The organism is Agrobacterium leguminum (genome assembly GCF_015704895.1).
GTDB classification, from domain to species: domain Bacteria; phylum Pseudomonadota; class Alphaproteobacteria; order Rhizobiales; family Rhizobiaceae; genus Agrobacterium; species Agrobacterium leguminum.
In genome coordinates this window covers 144,324-164,314 of sequence record NZ_JADQWB010000008.1, presented here as the reverse complement: position 1 = coordinate 164,314, position 19,991 = coordinate 144,324, and the positions used below count along the sequence as shown (strand labels likewise).

18 protein-coding genes are annotated in these 19,991 nt (G+C 62.1%); 7 read left to right on the top strand and 11 right to left on the bottom strand.

The annotated features are described in order from the left end of the window. Positions 1–51: 51 nt before the first annotated feature. Positions 52–1,017, bottom strand: coding sequence for an MBL fold metallo-hydrolase (locus I3J13_RS14380; protein WP_196379216.1), 966 nt, complete (start codon positions 1,015–1,017; stop codon positions 52–54). Between the two features lie 87 nt (positions 1,018–1,104). On the opposite strand from I3J13_RS14380, the gene I3J13_RS14375 reads away from it, so the two are divergent. After that, the gene (locus tag I3J13_RS14375) at positions 1,105–2,058 is read left to right on the top strand and encodes a LysR family transcriptional regulator (RefSeq protein ID WP_196379215.1); all 954 of its coding nucleotides are present in this window, start codon (positions 1,105–1,107) and stop codon (positions 2,056–2,058) included. An 18-nt stretch (positions 2,059–2,076) separates the two neighbouring features. Here I3J13_RS14375 and I3J13_RS14370 read toward each other — a convergent pair whose 3' ends face one another. From I3J13_RS14370 to I3J13_RS14350, 5 genes are all read right to left on the bottom strand, one after another. Continuing rightward, entirely contained in the window at positions 2,077–2,490 is a 414-nt protein-coding gene (locus I3J13_RS14370; protein ID WP_196379214.1) for a GNAT family N-acetyltransferase, read from the bottom strand. A 90-nt stretch (positions 2,491–2,580) separates the two neighbouring features. Continuing rightward, positions 2,581–4,665, bottom strand: coding sequence for a hypothetical protein (locus tag I3J13_RS14365; RefSeq protein WP_196379213.1), 2,085 nt, complete (start codon positions 4,663–4,665; stop codon positions 2,581–2,583). A 1-nt stretch (position 4,666) separates the two neighbouring features. After that, positions 4,667–7,477, bottom strand: coding sequence for a DUF4159 domain-containing protein (locus I3J13_RS14360; protein WP_196379212.1), 2,811 nt, complete (start codon positions 7,475–7,477; stop codon positions 4,667–4,669). Further along, a complete protein-coding gene (locus tag I3J13_RS14355; protein WP_003523086.1) occupies positions 7,474–8,400 on the bottom strand; it encodes a DUF58 domain-containing protein in 927 nt (308 codons plus the stop codon). Before I3J13_RS14355 ends, I3J13_RS14360 begins: the two co-directional genes overlap by 4 nt. Before the next feature lie 25 nt (positions 8,401–8,425). Beyond that, positions 8,426–9,436: an AAA family ATPase gene (locus tag I3J13_RS14350; RefSeq protein ID WP_003523087.1), complete on the bottom strand. Its 1,011-nt coding sequence runs from the start codon at positions 9,434–9,436 to the stop codon at positions 8,426–8,428. 175 nt (positions 9,437–9,611) lie between these two features. Between I3J13_RS14350 and I3J13_RS14345 the strand changes: the two genes are divergently transcribed. The 3 genes from I3J13_RS14345 to I3J13_RS14335 are packed head-to-tail and all read left to right on the top strand — an operon-like array spanning position 9,612 to position 12,123. Then, positions 9,612–10,241 carry a DUF1285 domain-containing protein gene (locus I3J13_RS14345; RefSeq protein ID WP_196379211.1) on the top strand — a complete coding sequence of 210 codons (630 nt, stop codon included), beginning with the start codon at positions 9,612–9,614 and terminating at the stop codon, positions 10,239–10,241. Then, entirely contained in the window at positions 10,238–10,870 is a 633-nt protein-coding gene (locus I3J13_RS14340) for an NUDIX hydrolase (RefSeq protein ID WP_196379210.1), read from the top strand. Before I3J13_RS14345 ends, I3J13_RS14340 begins: the two co-directional genes overlap by 4 nt. After that, complete coding sequence (locus I3J13_RS14335; protein WP_196379209.1) at positions 10,867–12,123, top strand: CCA tRNA nucleotidyltransferase; 1,257 nt, start codon at positions 10,867–10,869, stop codon at positions 12,121–12,123. Before I3J13_RS14340 ends, I3J13_RS14335 begins: the two co-directional genes overlap by 4 nt. Positions 12,124–12,147: 24 nt before the next feature. Here the strand turns inward: I3J13_RS14335 and I3J13_RS14330 are convergent, their stop codons facing one another. From I3J13_RS14330 to hemF, 3 genes are all read right to left on the bottom strand, one after another. Then, on the bottom strand, positions 12,148–12,333 hold the full coding sequence (locus I3J13_RS14330) for a DUF1059 domain-containing protein (RefSeq protein WP_003523091.1): 186 nt from the start codon (positions 12,331–12,333) through the stop codon (positions 12,148–12,150). A gap of 228 nt (positions 12,334–12,561) precedes the next feature. Beyond that, positions 12,562–12,831: a hypothetical protein gene (locus I3J13_RS14325; protein ID WP_196379208.1), complete on the bottom strand. Its 270-nt coding sequence runs from the start codon at positions 12,829–12,831 to the stop codon at positions 12,562–12,564. 123 nt (positions 12,832–12,954) lie between these two features. Then, a complete protein-coding gene (gene hemF, locus I3J13_RS14320) occupies positions 12,955–13,866 on the bottom strand; it encodes an oxygen-dependent coproporphyrinogen oxidase (RefSeq protein WP_196379207.1) in 912 nt (303 codons plus the stop codon). A gap of 129 nt (positions 13,867–13,995) precedes the next feature. Between hemF and I3J13_RS14315 the strand changes: the two genes are divergently transcribed. After that, entirely contained in the window at positions 13,996–14,271 is a 276-nt protein-coding gene (locus tag I3J13_RS14315; protein ID WP_003523094.1) for a hypothetical protein, read from the top strand. A gap of 35 nt (positions 14,272–14,306) precedes the next feature. Here the strand turns inward: I3J13_RS14315 and I3J13_RS14310 are convergent, their stop codons facing one another. Continuing rightward, positions 14,307–15,959, bottom strand: a complete 1,653-nt coding sequence (locus I3J13_RS14310; RefSeq protein WP_020808607.1) for a Na/Pi cotransporter family protein — start codon at positions 15,957–15,959, stop codon at positions 14,307–14,309. A 172-nt stretch (positions 15,960–16,131) separates the two neighbouring features. After that, the gene (locus I3J13_RS14305; RefSeq protein WP_065655941.1) at positions 16,132–16,593 is read right to left on the bottom strand and encodes a tRNA (cytidine(34)-2'-O)-methyltransferase; all 462 of its coding nucleotides are present in this window, start codon (positions 16,591–16,593) and stop codon (positions 16,132–16,134) included. A gap of 234 nt (positions 16,594–16,827) precedes the next feature. Between I3J13_RS14305 and I3J13_RS14300 the strand changes: the two genes are divergently transcribed. After that, the gene (locus tag I3J13_RS14300) at positions 16,828–17,703 is read left to right on the top strand and encodes a phosphodiesterase (protein WP_196379206.1); all 876 of its coding nucleotides are present in this window, start codon (positions 16,828–16,830) and stop codon (positions 17,701–17,703) included. A 380-nt stretch (positions 17,704–18,083) separates the two neighbouring features. Next, positions 18,084–19,934 (top strand): ABC transporter ATP-binding protein, encoded by a 1,851-nt coding sequence (locus I3J13_RS14295; protein ID WP_196379205.1) that lies wholly within the window; start codon positions 18,084–18,086, stop codon positions 19,932–19,934. Positions 19,935–19,991: the final 57 nt, after the last annotated feature.

The following is a 19,991-nucleotide window of genomic DNA, read 5'->3' as shown; positions in this document are numbered from 1 at the left end:
TTTCGCGCAATGGCCTGACCCGTTGAGGATCAGGCCAGGCTGTTTCGCCCCTTACAGCGCCGTGTAGTTGACCGGCAGCCAATCGTAATTGGTGCTGTCGGTGCGCACATGGCCGATGCCGGGGAAGGCGATATGCGCGCCGGCAACCAGATATTTGCCCTCTACCGCCTGTTTAAACGCTAGATCACGCGCGACGACGGCGGCCTTCTGGTCGACGTCGAATTCGATGGCCACATCAGGCTCATCGAACTGGAGGATATCGCCATGGGTGATATCGCCCCAGAAGACGATTTTCTGGCCGTCGCTTTCGAGAACGACAGCGCTGTGGCCGGGCGTGTGGCCGGCATAAAGGATAGAGCCGAGACCGGAAACCGGCGCGGCATTGTCGCCGAATGTCTCGAACTTGCCGGCGTCGATATAGGGCTGGATGCTTTCCTTCGCTTCGGCATAACCCTTCTTCAGCGCTTCAGGGGCCGCCTTGGCCTTTGCCGCATCGAGCCAGAAAGCCGCTTCGCGCGCATTGACGTGCAGGGTCGCATTGGCAAAGACGCGTTTGCCATTGGCTGACAGTCCGCCGGAATGGTCTGTGTGGATATGGGTGAGGATAATGTCGTCTATCTCGTCGGCCTTGTAACCGGAGGCCTCGATATTGGCGACGAGCCTGCCGAGGGATGGGCCGAGATAAGCGCCGGTGCCGGCGTCGATCAGCACCAGCCTGTCTCCTGTGTTGACGAGAAATGCGTTGACCGAGGTGGGCGTCTCTTCCGGCAGGAAGGCATCCTGCAAGACCTTTGAGGCGTGTTCCGGCGTGGTGTTGGTGTAAATCTTGGCGAGCGGCAGCGCGATGACGCCGTCCGAAAGGGCGGTGACTTCCACCTTGCCGACCATCAGTCGATAAAAGCCGGGTGCCTGCGTAGCGGCCAAGGGCGCCTTGGCGAATGCGACGGCGGGGGCAACGAAAGGGGCGGCGAAGATGGCGCTGGCGGCGCCTTTGAGAAGTGAGCGACGGGACGGCATTGGGAGCTCCTGGGTTGAGGGAATGTCTTGAAACTTTCCGTACTCCAGCTAAGTGTAGGGAGGTCAGCAATCAAATCGATGTGACTTATGCAAACTATCGATCATTTCAATCTCCGTTCCTTCGACCTCAATCTTCTCATCGCTTTCGATGCAATGATGGAGGAGATGAACGTCACACGCGCCGCGCGGCGGCTGAAAATCCAGCAGCCGGCCATGAGCCATAATCTCTCCACCCTGCGCACCCTGTTTCAGGATGAGCTTTTCATCCGCGTGGGGCAGGAGATGAAGCCGACGGCGCGGGCGCTTAATCTGGCCGGCCCGGTGCGGCAGGCGCTGAGGCAGGCGCAGGCGGCGGTGATGACAGCGGATGTGTTCGATCCGGCCACCGAGCGCCGCACGTTCCGGCTGGGCATGTCGAGCGAGGTGGAGCTGTTGCTTTTGCCGGATCTGACGGCGCGGCTGCGGGAGATTGCGCCCGGCATCCGCATTCTCGCCCGCAGCGGGCAGGAGCAGGAAATTACCGCGATGCTCGATACGGGCGTGATCGACATGGCTGTCGGATGCACCTATTCGAAGGAGCAGCGCCATCATTGCGAGCCGCTTTATTCCTCCAGCGTGCTTTGCTGTTTCAACCCGGCCTTGCTCGATCTGCCCAATCCCGTCGGCCTGGACGCCTATATGGAGGCCAAACATGCGGTCATATCGCAGACGGACAGCCTGCATGGCTGCATCAAGGATGCGCTGGAACTGAGCGGACTGGAAATCGACGTCGTCGCCGCCGCGCCGGATTTCCTCTCGGTGCTGGCGACGGCGCGATCCTCGGCGGTGCTGGCGACCGTATCCTCACGCATCGCGCTGCGTTATGCGCCAATGTTGGGATTGGAGATAAGCTCGGTGCCGGTGACGCTGAGTTTCCCGCCCGTCGCCATGGTCTGGACCTTGCAGACCGATGCGGATGCCGGAGCCGTATGGCTTCGCCAGCAAATCCGCGAGGCCATGGGCCGAACGGTGGACGGTGGGATATCGGGGATCGCCGCCTAGAGGCGCTTAGCGAATGCTCTAGAACCGCTTCTCCAGCCAGGTGATCGACTGGCCGCTGGAAAGGGGGCCAAGCGAGCCGATTCTGATGAAACCGTAGCGTTCGTAGGTTCTCAGGGCATCCGGGTTCATCGTGTCGATATAGGCGCCCATGCAGCCGCGCTTTCTGGCTTCTTCCTCGGCCATGGCAAGCAGCTTCGGGCCTGTGCCCTGACCGCGCATGGCCTCCGGCACGAAAAGAAGTTGGACGTAAAGCCAGCCGCGGGCGGTGTGGCCCACCAGACCGCCGGTGACGGTATTGTCGTCACCGCGGATGGTGATGTTGAGTTCGCGTTTGTCGCTTTCGCCGAAACGGGCGAGATTATAGGCCACCAGCGGATCGCGAATGGACTTTTCGACTTCCGCATCCGCGACATCGCTCAAAACGAAATTCATGGTTTCTTTCCCTGGGACGCCGGGCGGCGGCCGTTTCCTCGTTTCCAATCCGAGACGTGAAGCGCCTTAAGCTCTTCGCTGGAAACGCCCTTATCGGCCCTCACGCCACCAAAGTGCGGAGAAGGCAAGCAGCAGCGCGGCAAGCCCGGCAAAACCGGCAAAGAGCGGCAGGGTGTTGACGCCTTTCAGCACCGTCTCGTCGGTCATGCGTATCAGCATGCGATCCTCATCGGCAACCCTGATATCTCCGCGCACCGGCAATATATCTGGCAGCGCGATACGGCCAGAATTATCGGCGACACGGTGCACGCTGCCTCTGGTGGCATCGGCGAGCGGTTTCAGCGTTTCGGTGGTCGAGATCATCGCCTTGAATTCCGGCGCATCCACCGCGCCGACATGGACGAGGGTGGTGAAATCGCCGTTCCTGATTTCGAACAGGCCGGTTTCGTCCATGCGGCGCTCGATCCTGTAAAGACCGGGCTCCGTGCTGGTGAAGGCCATGTTCTCGGTTTTGCCGGAAGGGAAACGTACGCTGGCCTGACCGGGATCGTCGCCGATGGTCTGGCGGGTGATCTGCAGGGTGCGGCCATTGGCGCGCGCCGTCAGCGCCTCTTCCTCAAGTTCGGGTTCCTTCATCAGCCAGTGGGCGATGCGGCGGTAAAGCGCCACATGCGGACCGCCGCCTTCGAAACCGCGCGCCCACAGCCAGCCCTGATCGGACAGCAGCATGGCGACACGGCCTTCGCCCTGACGGTTGAGAACCAGAAGCGGGTCCTGCCCGTCGCCCAGCATCACGGTCTGGCCCTGCGGCGGGTCGACGCTGATGGTGCGGAACCAGCGGCCCCATTGCGGCGGCTCGTTGCCCGAACCTTCCAGCCCGCGGGTGACGGGGTGCTTCTTGCCCGCTTCCGAGAGGCGGGGGTAGAAAGCGGCCTGATGCACCTGACCGGTCGGCTGCGCCGGCAGCACGGAGGCGAGCGGCGTCATGGCGATCGAATCCTGACCGGCATGTTCCGGCCCGGCGGCGATCAAGAGCGCGCCGCCTTTTTCGACATATTGGGCGATGTAATCGTAATAGAGGATCGGCAGCACGCCGCGATGCTGGTAACGGTCGAAGATGATGAGGTCGAAATCCTCGATCTTTTCGACGAACAATTCACGGGTGGGGAAGGCGATCAGCGAGAGTTCGTTGATCGGCGTGCCGTCCTGTTTTTCCGGCGGGCGCAGAATGGTGAAATGCACCAGATCGACAGAGGCGTCGGATTTCAGGAGGTTACGCCAGGCGCGTTCGCCGGCATGGGGCTCGCCGGAGACGAGCAGCACGCGGAGATTCTGGCGAATGCCTTCGATCAGGTGAACGGCGCGGTTATTGGCAGCCGTCACTTCGCCCGGAAGTTCGGCGACGGAAAATTCCATGACATTGTTGCCGCCGCGCGGAACCTTGAAGTTGAACGGCGTCGGCTGGCCGGGTGTCGCCTGCAGCGTGGCGATTTCTTCGCCATTCATCTTCACCGTCACTTCCGCAGCACCGCCGCCGGCGGGGCGACCGTCATCGAAGACGCGCAGGGTCAGCTGCTGTTCCTCATTGACGATGCCGAAGCGCGGGGCGCGGACGATCTCGATACGGCGGTCGAATTCATCGGCCTTGCCGGTGATCAGCCCATGCACGGGGGCGCGGAAGCCCAGCGCCTGTTCGGCATTGGGCAGGGCATTCGGGATATCGTGAATCTGGCCGTCGCTGAGGAAGATCGCGCCGCCGACGCGGGATGGCGAGACATCCGAAACGGCGGAGGAAAGTGCCGAGAAAAGCTGCGTCGAGGGTGAATCGCTCTCGCCATTGTCGCGCACTTCCACGAGGCGCGGTTCGATGCGCGGGAAGCGGGACAGCCGGTCTTTCAGCGTCTCGAGCGCCGTATCGGTCATTTGCGGCCGGTCCTGCACGTCCTGGCTCTGCGAGCGGTCAACGATGACGGGGACGATGGTGGAGAGCGGCTCGCGCTCCTCCTGCGTCAGAAGCGGATTGGCAATAGCGGCAAGCAAAGCGGCGAGCGCCAGTCCGCGCAGCCATGCGCCGCGCACACCGCGCCACAGGCCGATGAAGGAGAGGAGAAGGGCGGCGGCGGCCAGAACGGCAATCACGATCCACGGCAGGAAGGGTGCGAAGGTCAATGTCATGTCACTGCCCCAACCGTTCGAGAAGTGCGGGAACGTGGACCTGATCGGCCTTGTAGTTGCCGGTCAGCATATACATCATGATGTTGACGCCGGAGCGGAAGGCGTGTTCGCGCTGCATCTCATCCGGCGGCACTGTTGGCAGAACCGGCGCGCCCTGCGGATCGACGGCCCAGGCGCCGGCGAAATCATTGCCCGTTATCATGATCGGCGTCACGCCATCGCCGGAGGAGGAGAGGCCCGAGGTGGTCTTCGCCGCCCCCTGCCGCGATTCCACCCAGAGCGGCGAGCCGTTGTAACGGCCGGGGAAATTGGTGAGCAGGTAGAAGGACCGCGTCAGAACGTGGTCTTCCGGCACGGGCTCCAGCGGTGGGATATCGATATTGGCGAGGATCGCCTGCAGGCGTTCGCCGTTAGGGCTGGTTGCACCGGTGTCGAGCGAAGAGAACTGGTCGCGCGTGTCGAACAGCACGGTGCCGCCGGCGCGCATATAGGCGTCGATGCGCGAGATGGCGGCGCTCGACGGCATGGGTGCCGTTGCGGAAACCGGCCAGTAGATGATGGGATAAAAGGACAATTCATCCTTGGAAATATCGAGGCCGACAGGCTGGCCGGGCTCCAGCGTCGTGCGCCAGGTCAGGAATTCGCTCAACCCCTGCAGGCCCTGCTCGGAAATGCGGTCGACATCGTCTTCGCCGGTGCGGACATAGGCGAGATGCGTCGTGTCCAGTCGCTCGAAGATCTGCTCGTCGCCGGGTTTGGGGTCGTCGGCGCGGGCGTCGGTTGGCGACATGGCGGCAAAGGCGCCGAGCGCGAGAAGCACGGTGGCGGCGGTCGCGCTGCGGGCTTTCGGCAGGCGTGCGAAGGCGCCGTTCATGAAGAGCACGATCAGGCTGTCGGCAATCAACATCAGGAAGGCGGCGATGAAGAGCGCCGGGCGCAGCGATTTCGCCGTTTCGCCGATCAGGGCTTCGCTGGTGGTGCTGACACCGGCGGCCGACGTGTCGAGCGGGCGCAGCGTGGCACCTGCGGCTAAGAGATTGAGAGCCACGAAACCATCCTCTGTGCCATAGAGGCCGGGGGGATTGTCGAAACCGGTGCGGGGCGGTTGGCCGGCGCGCATTTCCAGCGGCCGGGCAGTGCCGATTTCTGCTGAAAGCGCGCCTTCCGCCGTCAGCAGCCGGAAGGGCGGAAGGGCAGCAGCCGGGGCATTGGCGTTGGTGGAAGCGCCGCCCGCCTTCGACAATTGCACGATACGGCGCAGCATATCGACGAAATGGCCCGAGATCGGCAGGTCGGACCAGCTTGCCTCGGCGCTGACATGGAAGAGCACGATGCGGCCCGCCTCGACAGTGCGGGTGGTGACGAGCGGGGTGCCATCGGCAAGGCTTGCCCAGGTGCGTTCGGCCAGATCCGGTGTCGGTTCGGCCAGAACCTGGCGTTTGACGAGGACGCCGTCGGCCTTCGGCATGCCGGCAAAGGCGCCGAAATTCGGGAAATCGGCAAGCGGCTGTGGCTCGGCCCAGGAGAGCGCGCCGCCAAGCGCGCGTTCGCCCTGCCTGAGTGTTACAGGCACCAGCGGATCGTCGGCGGGTGCTGCCGCAAGTCGCGGTCCGGCAAAACGGATCAGCGTGCCGCCACCGGCGAGCCACCGCTGCATCGGCTCATAGGTTTCCTGCGGCAGACGGCCGATATCGGCCATGACGATGACCGAAGGATTGGATTGCAGGATTTCCGGGATCGCCTGCGCCAGATCGGCCTGCCGCTGCGGGATGAGATCGGCGAAAGGCTGAAGCGCGCGGCTGATATAATAAAGCGGCTGCAGCAGCGGCTGGAAATCATTGCCAGTTTCGCCGGCCAGCAACGCCACGCGGCGGCGACGGAAGCCGTCGTCGAGAAGATGCACCGCACCCGCCGTCGACACGCCTTCGAGCGAGAGGCGGGCGAAATCGTTGCGCAGTTCGAAGGGCGCTTCCACCGTTGCCGTGGTTTCGGCCGCGCCGGGCGCGAAGTTCGCGATGCCGTTGGCGAGGATGCGGCCCTGGCTGTCCTGCGCATTGACGGTTACCCGGGTGGCTTCGGCGGTATCGAGCCGCGACAGTGTGACGCTCATGGCATCGGCATTGTTGGTGGCGCCGGTAATGGCGGTGATCGCCTTGCCGTCGCCCTTCACGATACGGAATTCGGCGGAGGAGAGGCTGGCAAGCGTTCTCATCGCGCTCTCATCCTGCGCGGTTTGAACACCATCGGCAATATAGGCGATCGTGCCGGGGGCCGCGCCGTTCAGCGCCTCGGTGATGGCTTCCGCCGTGCGGATACGATCTGGAACAAGCGGCTTCGGCTTTGCTGCGGCGAGCTTTTCCAGTGCTACGGCTGTCGTTCCCGGTACGGCGTCATGTTCCGCATCGGCGGTGAAGCTGATGGAGACGGGGCGGTCGGCGCGCTCCGCATCGCCGATCAGGGCCTGAGCGGTGGCCACGCGTCTTTCCCAGTCGGGCGCGGAGGCCCAGCTATTGTCGACCACCAGCACCAGCGGGCCGCTGCCGGCTATGCTGTTGTTGCGCGGGTTCACCACCGGATCGGCCAGCGCGAAAATCACCGCGGCGGCAAGCGCCATGCGCAGCAGGGTCAGCCACCACGGGCTTTTGGAGGGCGTTTCCTCGCGTTTTAACACCGTCGCCAATATCTTCAGCGGCGGAAACACTTCCGCCTTGGGGCGCGGCGGGGTGAGCCGCAGCAGCCACCAGATGGCGGGCAGCGCCAAGAGGCCGAAGAGGATATAGGGGCTGGTGAAGACGAAAGGCAATGCGCTCATCTGTGCCCACCGCCTTGCCCACCGCCCTGTGCCGGCGCGCCGGAAAGATACATGTGCATGGCGACGAGCGCCTCGGAAGCGAGATGGTCTGTGCGGTGGAACACGAAGTTCCAGCCGAGACGGCGCAGCGACGAGGACAGCGCCTCACGCCTTGCGAGATAGGCGCGCGTGTAATCTTCGCGAATGGTCTCCGCACGGCCGGACACCAGTTTTTCACCGGTTTCCGGATCGGTGAATTCGGTGCGACCGGAATAGGGGAAGGTCTCTTCCGCCGGATCGGCGATTTCCACCACATGGCCGCGCAGGCCGCGCCGCGCGAGCGGCGAAATCCGCTCCATCACGGCTTTGGCATCATCGAGAAAATCGCCGATGAGGACGATGTCGCTCGCGCCGCGGATCATGCCCGTTTCCGGCATGCCCGTTGTCAGCGGTGCATGCATGATGGCGGCGGCCAGCCGTTCGGCGGCATTTCTGGCCGAAACCGGCTCCATGATGCCGGGGCAGCCGATGCGCTCGCCCGAGCGTGCGAGAATTTCCGCCAGCGCCAGCATCAGCACCAGCGCCCGGCTTTCCTTGGAGACGGAGCCGAGGGTGGATTTGAACATCATCGACGGCGACATGTCGGCCCAGAGCCAGATGGTGTGGGCGGCTTCCCATTCCCGGTCGCGCACATAGGTATGATCGTCGCGGGCGGAGCGCCGCCAGTCGATGCGCGACAGGCTCTCGCCTTCGGCATAGGGGCGGAACTGCCAGAAATTTTCACCGATGCCGCGTTTGCGGCGGCCGTGCCAGCCGGCGGTGACGGTGTTGGCGATGCGCTTTGCCTCGACCATGCAGTCCGGCACCAGGGCTGCGCGCTGGCGCGCGCGCGCCAGAACTTCGCTACCCGGCGTCTTGTCTACGATCTGGCCGATGGATGCCACATGCAGTCCTTTCGCGAACGTGCTTTCAGTTCTTCGCCTGCTCCACGAGCGCTGCGATGACATCGCGCACCGACATGCCTTCGGCGCGGGCCGCAAAGGTCAGCGCCATGCGGTGTTCCAGCACCGGTTCGGCCAGCGCATGGACATCGTCCAGCGACGGGGCGAGCCGGCCTTCGTAAAGCGCGCGGGCGCGGGCCGTTAGCATCAGCGACTGGCCGGCGCGCGGACCCGGACCCCAGACAACGTGTTTGTCGGTCAATTTGTTGCCATGGCCGGGGCGGGCGGAGCGGACGAGCGAGAGGATCGCATCCACCACCTTGTCGCTGACCGGCATCTGGCGGATGAGGGCCTGGATTTCCATCAGGCGCCCGGCATCGATCACGCCGCGTGCTTCACCCGAGGCGGTGCCTGTCGTGTCGAGCAGGATCTGGCGTTCGGCGGCAAGCTCGGGATAACCGACATCGACCTGAAGCAGGAAGCGGTCGAGCTGGGCTTCAGGCAGCGGATAGGTGCCTTCCTGCTCCAGCGGGTTCTGGGTGGCGAGAACGTGGAACGGCTTCGGCAGCTCATAGGTCTGGCCGGCCATGGTGATGTGATATTCCTGCATGGCCTGCAGAAGGGCGGACTGCGTGCGCGGGCTGGCGCGGTTGATTTCGTCGGCCATCAGCAGCTGGCCGAAAATCGGACCCTTGATGAAGCGGAAGGAACGGCGGCCGTTTTCGTCCTGATCCATGACTTCGGAACCGAGAATATCCGACGGCATCAGGTCCGGTGTGAACTGGATGCGGTTGGCATCGAGGCCGAGCACGGTGCCGAGCGTGGTGACGAGCTTGGTCTTGGCGAGGCCGGGAACGCCGACGAGCAGCGCATGGCCGCCGGAGAGGATGGCGAGAAGCGTGTTCTGCACCACTTTTTCCTGGCCGAAAATGACCTTGGAGACTTCCGTGCGGATGGCCGCGATATCGGAAAGCGCCTTTTCGGCCGCGGCGACGATGGCCTTTTCGTCGAGGGTTTCGCCGGTATTCATCACGCCCATGTCGCTCTCCTCATACCTTCGCCGCTGTCACAGTCGCATCCCGGTTTTGCTGGCAGTCGGCCGGGACGGATTTTGCGCTGCATATAGCTTATTGCTCTCTTGGCCGCTGACAAGCGCCATTCGAATGACTATGTCGTGACTTAGTATTTCCTTATCGGCAAAGCGAGACTCGAATATGGCAGCGGAGACGATAAATTCGGCGGGCGATGCGGCCGGGCTTGCGGCGATGATTTCCCGCGCCGCCGAACAGACTGGCGACGCCAAACGCGGGCCGGCCCCGGTGGAGCGCTGGAATCCGCCTTTTTGCGGCGATCTCGACATGGAAATCCGCGCTGATGGCACCTGGTTCTACCTCGGCACCCCCATCGGCAGGGCGCCGCTGGTGCGGCTGTTTTCCACGGTTCTGCGCAAGGATGAGGATGGCAAAACCTACCTCGTAACTCCTGTGGAAAAAGTCGGCATCCGCGTCGTGGACGCGCCTTTCGTCGCCGTGGAAATGAAGCTGACGGCGGGTGAGGATGATGGCGAGCCGCTGCTGACCTTCCGCACCAATGTCGGCGATGTGGTGGAGGCGGGGCCGGAGCATCCGCTGCGGTTCGAGGTTTTCGGTGAGAACCGCGAATTGAAGCCCTATCTTCTGGTGCGCGGCAGACTGGAAGCGCTCGTGTCGCGGGCGGTGATGTATGATCTCGTCGCACTTGGCGAGGTAATAGACGTGGAGGGCGTCGACATGTTCGCCGTGCGCTCGGGCGGGGTCGTTTTCCCGGTGATGCCCGCAAAGGAACTGGAACGGCTTTCGCAATGACGACAACGGCATTCAAGACTTTTACCGCCGCCGATTTCCGCTGCCGGGTGCTGCAGGAAGGCGAGGGCGTGGCCGAGCATGAAAATGGCGACCATGTCCTCAATCCGGGCGTGGTGCTGTCTGGAAACGGCATCAGGCTGAAGGACGCCGCCGTGCTGGTGCCTGTCATTGACGATGGCAACGATGCGCGGGTGATCTTCACCCAGCGCACTTCAACGTTGCGCAAACATTCCGGCCAGATTTCATTTCCAGGCGGCGGCATCGATGCCGAGGACCGGACGCCGGAAGAGGCGGCGCTGCGCGAGACGGAAGAGGAAATCGGCCTTTCCAGGTCTTTCGTGGAAACGGTCGGGCGTCTGCCGGATTATATTTCCGGCACGGGTTTCCGCATCAAGCCGGTGCTGTCCATCGTTCGGCCCGGCTTCGACCTGACGCTCAATCCAACGGAAGTGGATGAGGTTTTCGAGGTGCCGCTGTCCTTTCTGATGGACCCGGCCAACCACGGGCGCGGCAGCCGTATCTTTCAGGGGAAGGAGCGGTTTTTCTACGAAATGCCCTATGGCGAACGCTACATTTGGGGCATTACGGCGGGCATCGTCAGGACGATTTACGAGAGGTTTTATTCATGAGCAGCCTTGCCGGGCGGGACTGGTTTGAAAAACCGGCGCTGAAGCGCATTTTTACGCTTCTGAATGCCGATGGCGGCGAGGTGCGGATCGTTGGCGGCGCGGTGCGCAATGCGCTGATGGACCTTCCGGTGGTCGATGTCGACATGGCGACGACGCTAACCCCTGACGTGGTTGTTGCGCGGGCCAGGGCGGCAGGCATCAAGGCGGTGCCGACCGGCATCGAACACGGCACGGTAACGCTGGTGATCGATGGCGAAGGTTTCGAGGTGACGACGTTGCGCCGCGATGTCGAAACCAATGGCCGCCATGCGCAGGTAGCCTTCGGCACCGACTGGCAGACCGACGCCGAGCGGCGCGACCTCACCATCAATGCCCTCTATGCCGACGAAAAGGGCGAGATCATCGACCTTATCGATGGTCTTCCCGATATCGAGACCGGCACTGTGCGTTTCATCGGCGATGCGGCGATGCGGATTTCGGAAGATTACCTGCGGATTCTCCGGTTTTTCCGCTTTTTCGCTCATTATGGCTCCGGCCGCCCGGATGCGGACGGCTTGCGGGCAAGCGCGCGGGCCAAGGACAAGCTGGGCACACTTTCGGCCGAGCGGGTGTGGAGCGAACTGAAAAAGCTGCTTTCCGCCCGCGATCCTTCGCGCGCCCTTTTGTGGATGCGGCAATCGGGCGTTCTGGCGGAAATTCTTCCCGAAACGGAAAAATGGGGCATCGACGCCATTCACGGGCTGGTGGCGACGGAGCAGGCTCTCGGCTGGGCGGTGGACCCGATGCTGCGGCTTGCCGCCATCGTGCCGCCGGACAGGGACAGGCTGGCTGCCCTTGCCGCGCGTTTACGGCTGTCGAAAGCCGAAGCGGCTTATCTTGCCCATTGGGCTTCGGCTCCGGCGGCTGACCCCGAGCTGAAGGAAACGGCGCTCGACCGGTTGCTCTATCGTCAGGGCGTCGAGGGCGTGAAGACGCGGCTGAAACTGGCGCTTTCCGCCGCCCGTGCCGATCTTTCGGCCGGCGACACGGCCATGCAGAAAGTGGCGCGGCTTTCGACCCTGCTGACGCGGGCGGAAAAATTCCACAAACCCGGATTCCCGCTGAGCGGTGCGGATGTGATGGCCGCGGGCGTCGAGGCCGGCCCGAAGGTGGGCGAAGTGCTGAAAAGCCTCGAGGAAAAGTGGATCGACGTCAATTTCTCACTCGACCGGGCAGCGTTGACCGCCCGGCTGAAGGATATGCTGGAAAATTGAGGTCAGCGACGGCGGCGTTGCGGCTCAGGCCGCATTTGCCTCGTCACGAATGCGGGATTTGATGTTTTCGATCATGTTCTCGCGGATGACGGTCTCGCCGTGCGCCGATCGCATATGTTCCACAGTGCGACGCACAACTTCGGCATCGTCATCTGCGCGCGTGTGCCAGGCACAGCCGGGCACGAGCGTTCCACATTCAAACAGTCTCATGGTCTTGCCTCCCTGTTTTAGAGCGCCATGCGTCCGTTCGGACGCATAAAGGACGCTCTAACATCTTGAGTCTGCACATTCTCCCTGTCGAAAACCGGAATCGATTTTCGACAGGGAGAATGTGCGAGAGTGAGGGACAGCAATTCAATTGCCTGCTGTCCCTCCGACAAGAAACGAATGTTCACCGCTTATGTTCCAGAGCGGCGTCCTTCGACCTTATTCAGGCCCCTATTCGGGCATCGCCCAGCACTGGAAAACAGAGGATGTGCCGGCTGCCGGAATTTTTGTACGAGGCATTTCGTCATTGGCCGCCCGCCGTGCCGTTTTTTGTCCGGCAAGGGAGCGTTTTAGCTGTTCGACATAAAAGGAATGCGGCAGTTCGCGATCACCCGTGGCGCGCATTTCCGCTGCCAGGCGGTCGATCAAATCAGGGGTATCAATGGAATGCTGGGCTTCCTCGGGGGAAGCAGAGATAGGCATGCTGTTCGAAGTAATCATGACGATAGCTCCTCCAGTACGTCTGCGGGGAGGAGACTATCATTGCCTTGATTTTTCCATAAGTCCTAATTTGCGCTATTTGCGACAAATTGGCTGATGAGCGTCAAATTTACGTGAGGTTTTTTAGGGCCAGCGCACTACCGGCGGCAGTGAGGAAAGAATCGATTCGACATTGCCGCCGGTCTTGAGGCCGAAGATCGTGCCGCGATCGTAAAGCAGGTTGAATTCCACATAGCGGCCGCGGCGGATGAGCTGTTCGTCGCGGTCCTCTTCCGTCCAGTTCTGGTTGAAATTGGCGCGGACGATTTTCGGATAGACCAGATTGAAGGCGCGGCCGACATCCTGCACGAAGGCGAAATTGGCGTCCCAGCCGCCATTTTCCTCCTGCGGGTGCAGCCAGTCGAAAAAGATGCCGCCGATGCCGCGCGCTTCGTTACGGTGCTTGAGGAAGAAATACTCGTCGCACCACGTCTTGTAGCGCGGATAATCGGCAACCGGATGGCGGTTGCAGGTGATTTCGAAGGCGCGGTGGAAAAGCTGGCTGTCCGGGTCTTCCTGCGTTCTTCTGCGTCCCAGCACCGGCGTCAGATCCGCGCCGCCGCCGAACCAGTGGCTGGTGGTGACGACCATGCGGGTGTTCATGTGCACCGCCGGCACATTGGGGTTGACGGGATGGGCGATGAGCGAGAGGCCCGACGCCCAGAACTGCGGGTCTTCTTCCGCACCGGGTATCTGCTTGCGGAATTCCGGCGAGAATTCGCCATAGACGGTGGAGGTGTGGACGCCGACCTTTTCGAAGACGCGGCCTTCCATCATCGACATCCTGCCGCCGCCGCCCTCGCCATTGTCGCGCAGCCAGTCTTTCTGGACGAAGCGGCCGGGCTCCTGATCGGAAAGAGGGCCGGTCAGGTCGTTTTCGAGGGTCTCGAAGGAGTTAACGATGGTGTCGCGAAGATGCTGGAACCAGGCTTGGGCAAGGGCCTTCTTGTCCTCGATGTCGTCGGGCAAGCCCTTCGGCAAGATTGGCCGTTCCATGCGTATTCTCCTTAGGTGAAGTCGATTCCCTGTCGCGTCTAGCAGGTGCAGGCCCCGCGCACAAATTCGACTCGCCAAGTTCACATGCGGGCACTATCTTTATCGATGTAGGTGCCAGAGGTGAATATCATGACGAAATTTACCGGACCGCCGCCCCTGGACGGGCTGAAGCGCAGGATCGCCAATCACCGCAAGGCGCGTGAAGGCTCGGGCGACGACAAGACGCGCAATGGCATGTTCGTGCGGCAGACCTTCTGTCTCGGGCGCGAGGAAGCCCGCGCCAAGGCGCGCGAATGGTTCGACAGCTTTCCGAAAGCGGCCTACTGGACGGAAGTGGAAAGCTGGCGGCAACTGGAAGGCGACCGCATCGAATTCACCATGCGGCGGCTTCCTTCGGCCGATTGAATTTTGGAGCGTTTTCGCATTTCCCGGAAATGCTTTCAGGCGCGGGGCTCGGCATAACGCAGGCGGCTTTCGATCAGCACGCCGCTTTCATCCAGAATGGGATGCGCCACCGTGACGATATGGGCGTTGATGCGTTTGAGGTCGCGCAGCATGTCGAGATGCAGCGAACTGGTCTGCATACTTTCCGCCAGCCCGTCGCGCAGCCGCTCCAGATGGCGGTTGGAGGACTGTTTTTCGAGGCGGCGTATATCCACCTTGCTTTCCATCAGCCTGCGGGCGAGCTCGAAATCGCCGGTTACCAGAATGCTCTGGGCGGCGCGCAGGTTCTCGATGGTCATGTCGAACAGGGTTTTCAATTCCTCATAACCGTCATCGGAAAATTTGAAGCTGTTCAGCACCTTCTTGCGGATCTGCTCGCAGATGCCCTTTTCGATGATGTCGCCGATATGTTCGAGGTTGATGGCATAATCGATGATGGCGATCGAACGACGCGCTTCTTCGTCGGAAAGCCCCTTGCGCCCCAGTTGCGACAGATAGACTTTCACCTCCTGCTGGCGCCGGTCGACCTTCTTTTCGAGCAGGGAAACCTCCTGAAGCGGCGCCAGATCATTATGCTTGAAGGCGTTTTCGGCGCGGATCAGCATCCGCTCGATGCTGTCGCCGACACCCAGCACTTCGCGGGTGGCGTTGGCAAGCGCCACGACCGGCATGTCCAGCGCCTGCTGATCGAGGAAATTCGGGCCGTCTTCGGCTTTCGGATCGCCCGGCACCAGCCTTGCCATCAGGTCGGACAGGAGGCCGGAGAAGGGCCAGGCCAGCGCCGCCAGAATGACGTTGAAGATCAGATGGGCGTCGACCGGCAATTTTGCGGGCGAAAGCGGCAATTGCTGCAGGAATTCCGCGCCATAGGAGGCGAGCGGCAGGGCGATGAGGCAACCAATGGTGCGCACCAGAAGGTTGCCCATGGTGATGCGCCGCGCCGAGGCGGGGCCGGAAAGCGTGGCGATGACCGGCGGAATGGCGCCGCCGAGGTTGGCGCCGAGAATGAGCACGATGATGAGGCCCGTGGAAAGCGTGCCGGTGGCGGCGAGCGACAGGATGAGCACCACGACGGCAAGGCTCGAAGACGAAACGAAGGCGAGCACGGCGGAAAAGATCAGCGCGACGGGCCATGCCCCGTCAAGCAGGCCGATAAAGACGCCGAGAGCCGGCGAGGCGCGCATCGGTTCGGTCGCGCCGCTCAAGAGATGCAGCGACAGAAGCATGAGGCCGATGCCGATCAGCGCCGTTCCGCCGCCCTGCCGGGCATTGGAGCTGCCCTTTTTCAGAATAATGCCCGCAAGGATCAGCAGCGGCGACAGCCATTCCACCCCGGCTGCCACGATCCATGCGGTCACGGCGGTGCCGACATTGGCGCCAAGCAGCACCACCTGCGCCATGCGTGGCCTGATGAGGTCTCGTTCAGCAAAGGAGGCGACGGTGAGCGCCGTCGCCGTCGAGCTTTGCAGCGCGACGGTGGCGAAGAAGCCGGAAAAGAAGGAACGCGGGCCGTTCTGGGTGCCGGTGGCCAGCACGCTTCGCAGTTTCATGCCGAAGGCGCGGGTGACGCCATCCTTGACCTGGGCAAGGCCGAAGAGCAGCAGCGCGACTGCGCCGAGAAGGTTGACGATGACAATGGTGGATTGCATGCGACGTCTCCTCACACCCGCCGGCGGATGGTTCCGGCGAGCACGATTTTTGTTGTCCGGCTAATCAGTATAGGAGCCTCGATGCCCTCGGTACAGGCCGGGTTGCGACAGTTTTGAAGTAAAAACGGTCAAATTTTGTATTTGCCCGAAAAATTGGCGTTAAAAATGACGCCTATGCCCATGCCACCTGGCGCAAAGCCTCGCCGGCGATCATCGCCGCCGACATGGCGACGTTGATGGAGCGCTGTCCCGCCACCATGGGGATGATGATTCGCACCTCTGCCTTTTCATGCACATGGTCCGGTACGCCCGCACTTTCGCGGCCGAAAAGCAGGATGTCATCCGTGCGGTAGGCGATCTTCGTATAGGGCAGGGCGGCTTTGGTGGAGGCGAGAACGAGACGGCGGCCGGTGGTTGCCCGCCATTCCTCGAAACGGTCCCAGCTGACATGGCGCGTCAGCGCCGCCGCCGCGATATAATCCATGCCCGCCCGTTTCAGATTACGGTCGGAAATATCGAAACCCGCCGGCTCGATGATGTCGACGCCAAGGCCGAGACAGGCGGCCAGCCGCAGGATGGTGCCGGTGTTGCCGGGAATATCGGGCTGGTAAAGGGCGATCCTGATTTCGGGCATGGACGTCTCACTGCGGTTGGTCTGCCCGTCCGATTATCACGGGTAGGGGCCGGGCGACAGCTATGCTGTGAAAAGTCCCTTTGAGGCGTCGTTCCCGGCCGGATGTTCATTCGCGTGACACACAGGGCGGCTACCCATTCACCAATGCATCGTCGGGCTTTCCCGAACTATCGTAAATGGTCGGGACAGGCCGTTTCGAGCCGGATTTTCTGCACGCAACAACAGGAGGACACCATGTCCGAACGGGTGAATTTCGTCCATCTGACCGATCTGCATGTGGGCAATCCGCAGGTGCAGGACGATGATCTTTATTCCGAGACCTCGGCCACGCTTTCCGCGACGCTTGCGCAGATCAAGGCGCTCGTGCCGCCGCCTGAATTCATCGTCGCCAGCGGCGATCTGACCAACAGGGGCGATGCCGGCAGCTATGAGGAACTCAAGCGGCTGATGGCGGAAGCGGAACTCGATATGCCGGTGCTCTTCGCGCTCGGCAATCACGACCGCCGCGACGGTTTTTATCCGGTCATGCTCGACCGCCATGAGGATCTGGACGAGCCCTATGACCATGCCGAGGTCATTGCCGGCATCCACATCATCGTCATGGATACCAGCGTTCCGGGCAAGGTCGGCGGCGCTTTCGAGCCGGGGCAGATCGAATGGCTGGAGGATGAGCTGGAAAACCACCCCGAACTGCCGAAGCTGCTGGTGATGCACCATCCGCCGGCGCTCGATTTCGACCGCCCGGATGCGGAGTGGGAATCGCTTTCCTTCGCGGATACCGAGGCGCTGGACGAGGTGCTGTTCGAGCATGATGTCATCGGCATTCTTGCTGGCCACATCCATTACGACCGCATGTCGCACTGGCAGGGCATTCCCGTCGTGGTCGGCATCGGCCAGCATTTCGCCACCGATCCGCTTTGGCTGCATGAGGGCGTGCGCATGTTGTCCGGTGCTTCCTTCGCGATCGGCACGATAAGGGACACGGGGCTGACCGTCACCTTTGCGCCGCAGCCCAGCGATCGCCGGGAATTGAAGCGGCATACGCAGGCCGGAATGGCCGAGCTGATTGCGGGCTATGAAAGCGCAGAGGCGCAGGACGCGGCCGAATAGGGCGACGTGCGCATCGTTTAACGGGTGGAGACCTCGCGGGGTCATCTCCGCCCGTTCGCCTTTGGGCGGCACCTGCATGTTTTCTCGCGTATTCGGTGTCTTTCCGACTGGTCATTGACTAAATTTTGCGCTACAAGGCCATATCTTCAACACCAGCCAAGGGAGGTTCTCATGCTAAATGATGTTCGTATTCGCCTCCCGGCCCCCGTCGTGCCGCTGCTGGCTTAGGTGTTACTCCGCGGTTCGCCCGCGTTTCCCATTTTTCGATTCGTCATGTGGCTGTCACGGCCATATCCAAAGACTTTTCCGTTCCGTCGTGAGCCATATTTGTGTCCGCTCACCATGTCACGATGGAGCGATTGATTGCCGGAGCTTGGCCTATGTTTGGCTGGTTTGAAAAACGCCTCGATCCTTTTCCCTCTTCGGCGCCCTCCGTGCCGCCAAAGAAGCTTTTGCCGTTCCTGTGGCATTATGTGAAGCCCGCATGGCCATGGCTCCTGCTGCTCGGCCTGATGTCCATGGGCATCGCGATTGCGGAAGCCATGCTCTACAAATTCCTCGGCAATATCGTCGACTGGCTTTCCACGGCCAATCGCGAGACGTTTTTTGCCGATGAGGGCTGGCATCTGATCGGCATGGCGGCGCTGGTGCTCTTCGTGCTGCCGCTGATGGGCGCGATCCACACCATGACGATGCACCAGACGCTTGCCGGCAATTTCGGCATGATCGCGCGCTGGAAGATGCACCGTTTCCTGCTGCGCCACTCCATGAACTTCTTCGCCAACGAGTTTGCCGGCCGCGTTTCCACCAAGGTCATGCAGACGGCGCTGGCGATCCGCGAAGTGGCGCTGAAGGTGATCGACGTCTTCGTCTATGCGATCAGCTTCGTCGTCTCGATGCTGTTCATGGTCGCGGCGGCGGACTGGCGGCTGGTCATTCCGCTGCTGGTCTGGCTCGGTATCTACATGGCCATCCTCGCTTATTTCGTGCCGAAGCTCGGCCGGCTGGCGCAGGAGCAGGCCGATGCACGCTCGATGATGACGGGCCGGATCGTCGACAGTTACACCAACATCTCGACGATCAAGCTGTTTTCCCATGCGGGGCGCGAGGAAAGATATGCGCGTGATGGCATGAATGTGTTTCTCGGAACCGTTCACCGCCAGATGCGCAAGATTTCCGGCTTCAACATCCTGATCGACCTCAACAACGCCCTGGTGCTGTTTTCCACGGCGGCGCTCGGTCTTTATTTCTGGATGCAGGGTTCGGTTACGGCCGGTTCGGTCGCCATCGCCATCAGCCTTGCCATGCGCGTCAACGGCATGTCGCAGTGGATCATGTGGGAAGTCACCTCGCTGTTCGAAAATATCGGCACGGTCTATGACGGCATGTCGATGATGACGAAGCCGCACGATATCGTCGACGTTCCGAAGGCGCCTGAGCTTGCCGCCCCGCAGGGCGCGATCCGCTATGACAATGTCCGTTTCCACTACGGCAAGAACAAGGGCGTGATCGACGGACTGACACTCGACATCAAGCCGGGCGAAAAGGTCGGTCTGGTCGGGCGTTCGGGTGCGGGCAAGACGACGCTGATGAACCTGCTTCTGCGCTTCTACGACCTCGAAGCCGGCAGGATCACCATCGACGGGCAGGACATCTCAAAGGTATCGCAGGACAGCCTTCGCGAGCTGATCGGCGTCGTGACGCAGGATACGTCGCTGCTGCACCGTTCGATCCGCGACAACATCGCCTATGGTCACCCCGAGGCCACGGACGAGCAGGTGATCGCGGCGGCGAAGCGGGCGAATGCCTGGGACTTCATCGAAACGCTTGTCGACATGCATGGCCGTCAAGGCCTCGATGCGCAGGTGGGCGAACGCGGCGTGAAGCTCTCCGGCGGCCAGCGCCAGCGTATCGCGATCGCCCGCGTCTTCCTCAAGAACGCGCCGATCCTGGTGCTGGACGAGGCGACTTCGGCGCTCGACTCCGAAGTCGAGGCGGCGATCCAGGAAAACCTGTTCTCGCTGATGGAAGGCAAGACAGTGATCGCGATTGCTCACCGCCTTTCGACGCTGACCGAAATGGACCGGCTCATCATTCTCGACAAGGGCCGGATCGTGGAGGCGGGCAGCCATGCGGAACTGGTGGCGATGGGAGGTATCTATGCCGACCTGTGGCGGCGCCAGTCCGGCGGCTTCATCGCCGACCACGAGGCGGAAGTGGCGGCAGAGTAAGGAAAAGCGAGAGGGCGGCAAGCATGGTTTCCCGCCCTCTCGCCTATGATATGTGCG

What these genes read in the sequence shown, in the direction of transcription:
- I3J13_RS14350 (WP_003523087.1), bottom strand. Translation starts at nt 9,436, where the DNA reads ATGGGCGTGATGAATACCGGCGAAACCCTCGACGAAAAGGCCATCGTC.
- I3J13_RS14380 (WP_196379216.1), bottom strand. Translation starts at nt 1,017, where the DNA reads ATGCCGTCCCGTCGCTCACTTCTCAAAGGCGCCGCCAGCGCCATCTTC.
- I3J13_RS14365 (WP_196379213.1), bottom strand. Translation starts at nt 4,665, where the DNA reads ATGACATTGACCTTCGCACCCTTCCTGCCGTGGATCGTGATTGCCGTT.
- I3J13_RS14305 (WP_065655941.1), bottom strand. Translation starts at nt 16,593, where the DNA reads ATGCCCGAAATCAGGATCGCCCTTTACCAGCCCGATATTCCCGGCAAC.
- I3J13_RS14300 (WP_196379206.1), top strand. Translation starts at nt 16,828, where the DNA reads ATGTCCGAACGGGTGAATTTCGTCCATCTGACCGATCTGCATGTGGGC.
- I3J13_RS14315 (WP_003523094.1), top strand. Translation starts at nt 13,996, where the DNA reads ATGACGAAATTTACCGGACCGCCGCCCCTGGACGGGCTGAAGCGCAGG.
- I3J13_RS14360 (WP_196379212.1), bottom strand. Translation starts at nt 7,477, where the DNA reads ATGAGCGCATTGCCTTTCGTCTTCACCAGCCCCTATATCCTCTTCGGC.
- I3J13_RS14375 (WP_196379215.1), top strand. Translation starts at nt 1,105, where the DNA reads ATGCAAACTATCGATCATTTCAATCTCCGTTCCTTCGACCTCAATCTT.
- I3J13_RS14335 (WP_196379209.1), top strand. Translation starts at nt 10,867, where the DNA reads ATGAGCAGCCTTGCCGGGCGGGACTGGTTTGAAAAACCGGCGCTGAAG.
- hemF (WP_196379207.1), bottom strand. Translation starts at nt 13,866, where the DNA reads ATGGAACGGCCAATCTTGCCGAAGGGCTTGCCCGACGACATCGAGGAC.
- I3J13_RS14295 (WP_196379205.1), top strand. Translation starts at nt 18,084, where the DNA reads ATGTTTGGCTGGTTTGAAAAACGCCTCGATCCTTTTCCCTCTTCGGCG.
- I3J13_RS14325 (WP_196379208.1), bottom strand. Translation starts at nt 12,831, where the DNA reads ATGATTACTTCGAACAGCATGCCTATCTCTGCTTCCCCCGAGGAAGCC.
- I3J13_RS14310 (WP_020808607.1), bottom strand. Translation starts at nt 15,959, where the DNA reads ATGCAATCCACCATTGTCATCGTCAACCTTCTCGGCGCAGTCGCGCTG.
- I3J13_RS14330 (WP_003523091.1), bottom strand. Translation starts at nt 12,333, where the DNA reads ATGAGACTGTTTGAATGTGGAACGCTCGTGCCCGGCTGTGCCTGGCAC.
- I3J13_RS14370 (WP_196379214.1), bottom strand. Translation starts at nt 2,490, where the DNA reads ATGAATTTCGTTTTGAGCGATGTCGCGGATGCGGAAGTCGAAAAGTCC.
- I3J13_RS14345 (WP_196379211.1), top strand. Translation starts at nt 9,612, where the DNA reads ATGGCAGCGGAGACGATAAATTCGGCGGGCGATGCGGCCGGGCTTGCG.
- I3J13_RS14340 (WP_196379210.1), top strand. Translation starts at nt 10,238, where the DNA reads ATGACGACAACGGCATTCAAGACTTTTACCGCCGCCGATTTCCGCTGC.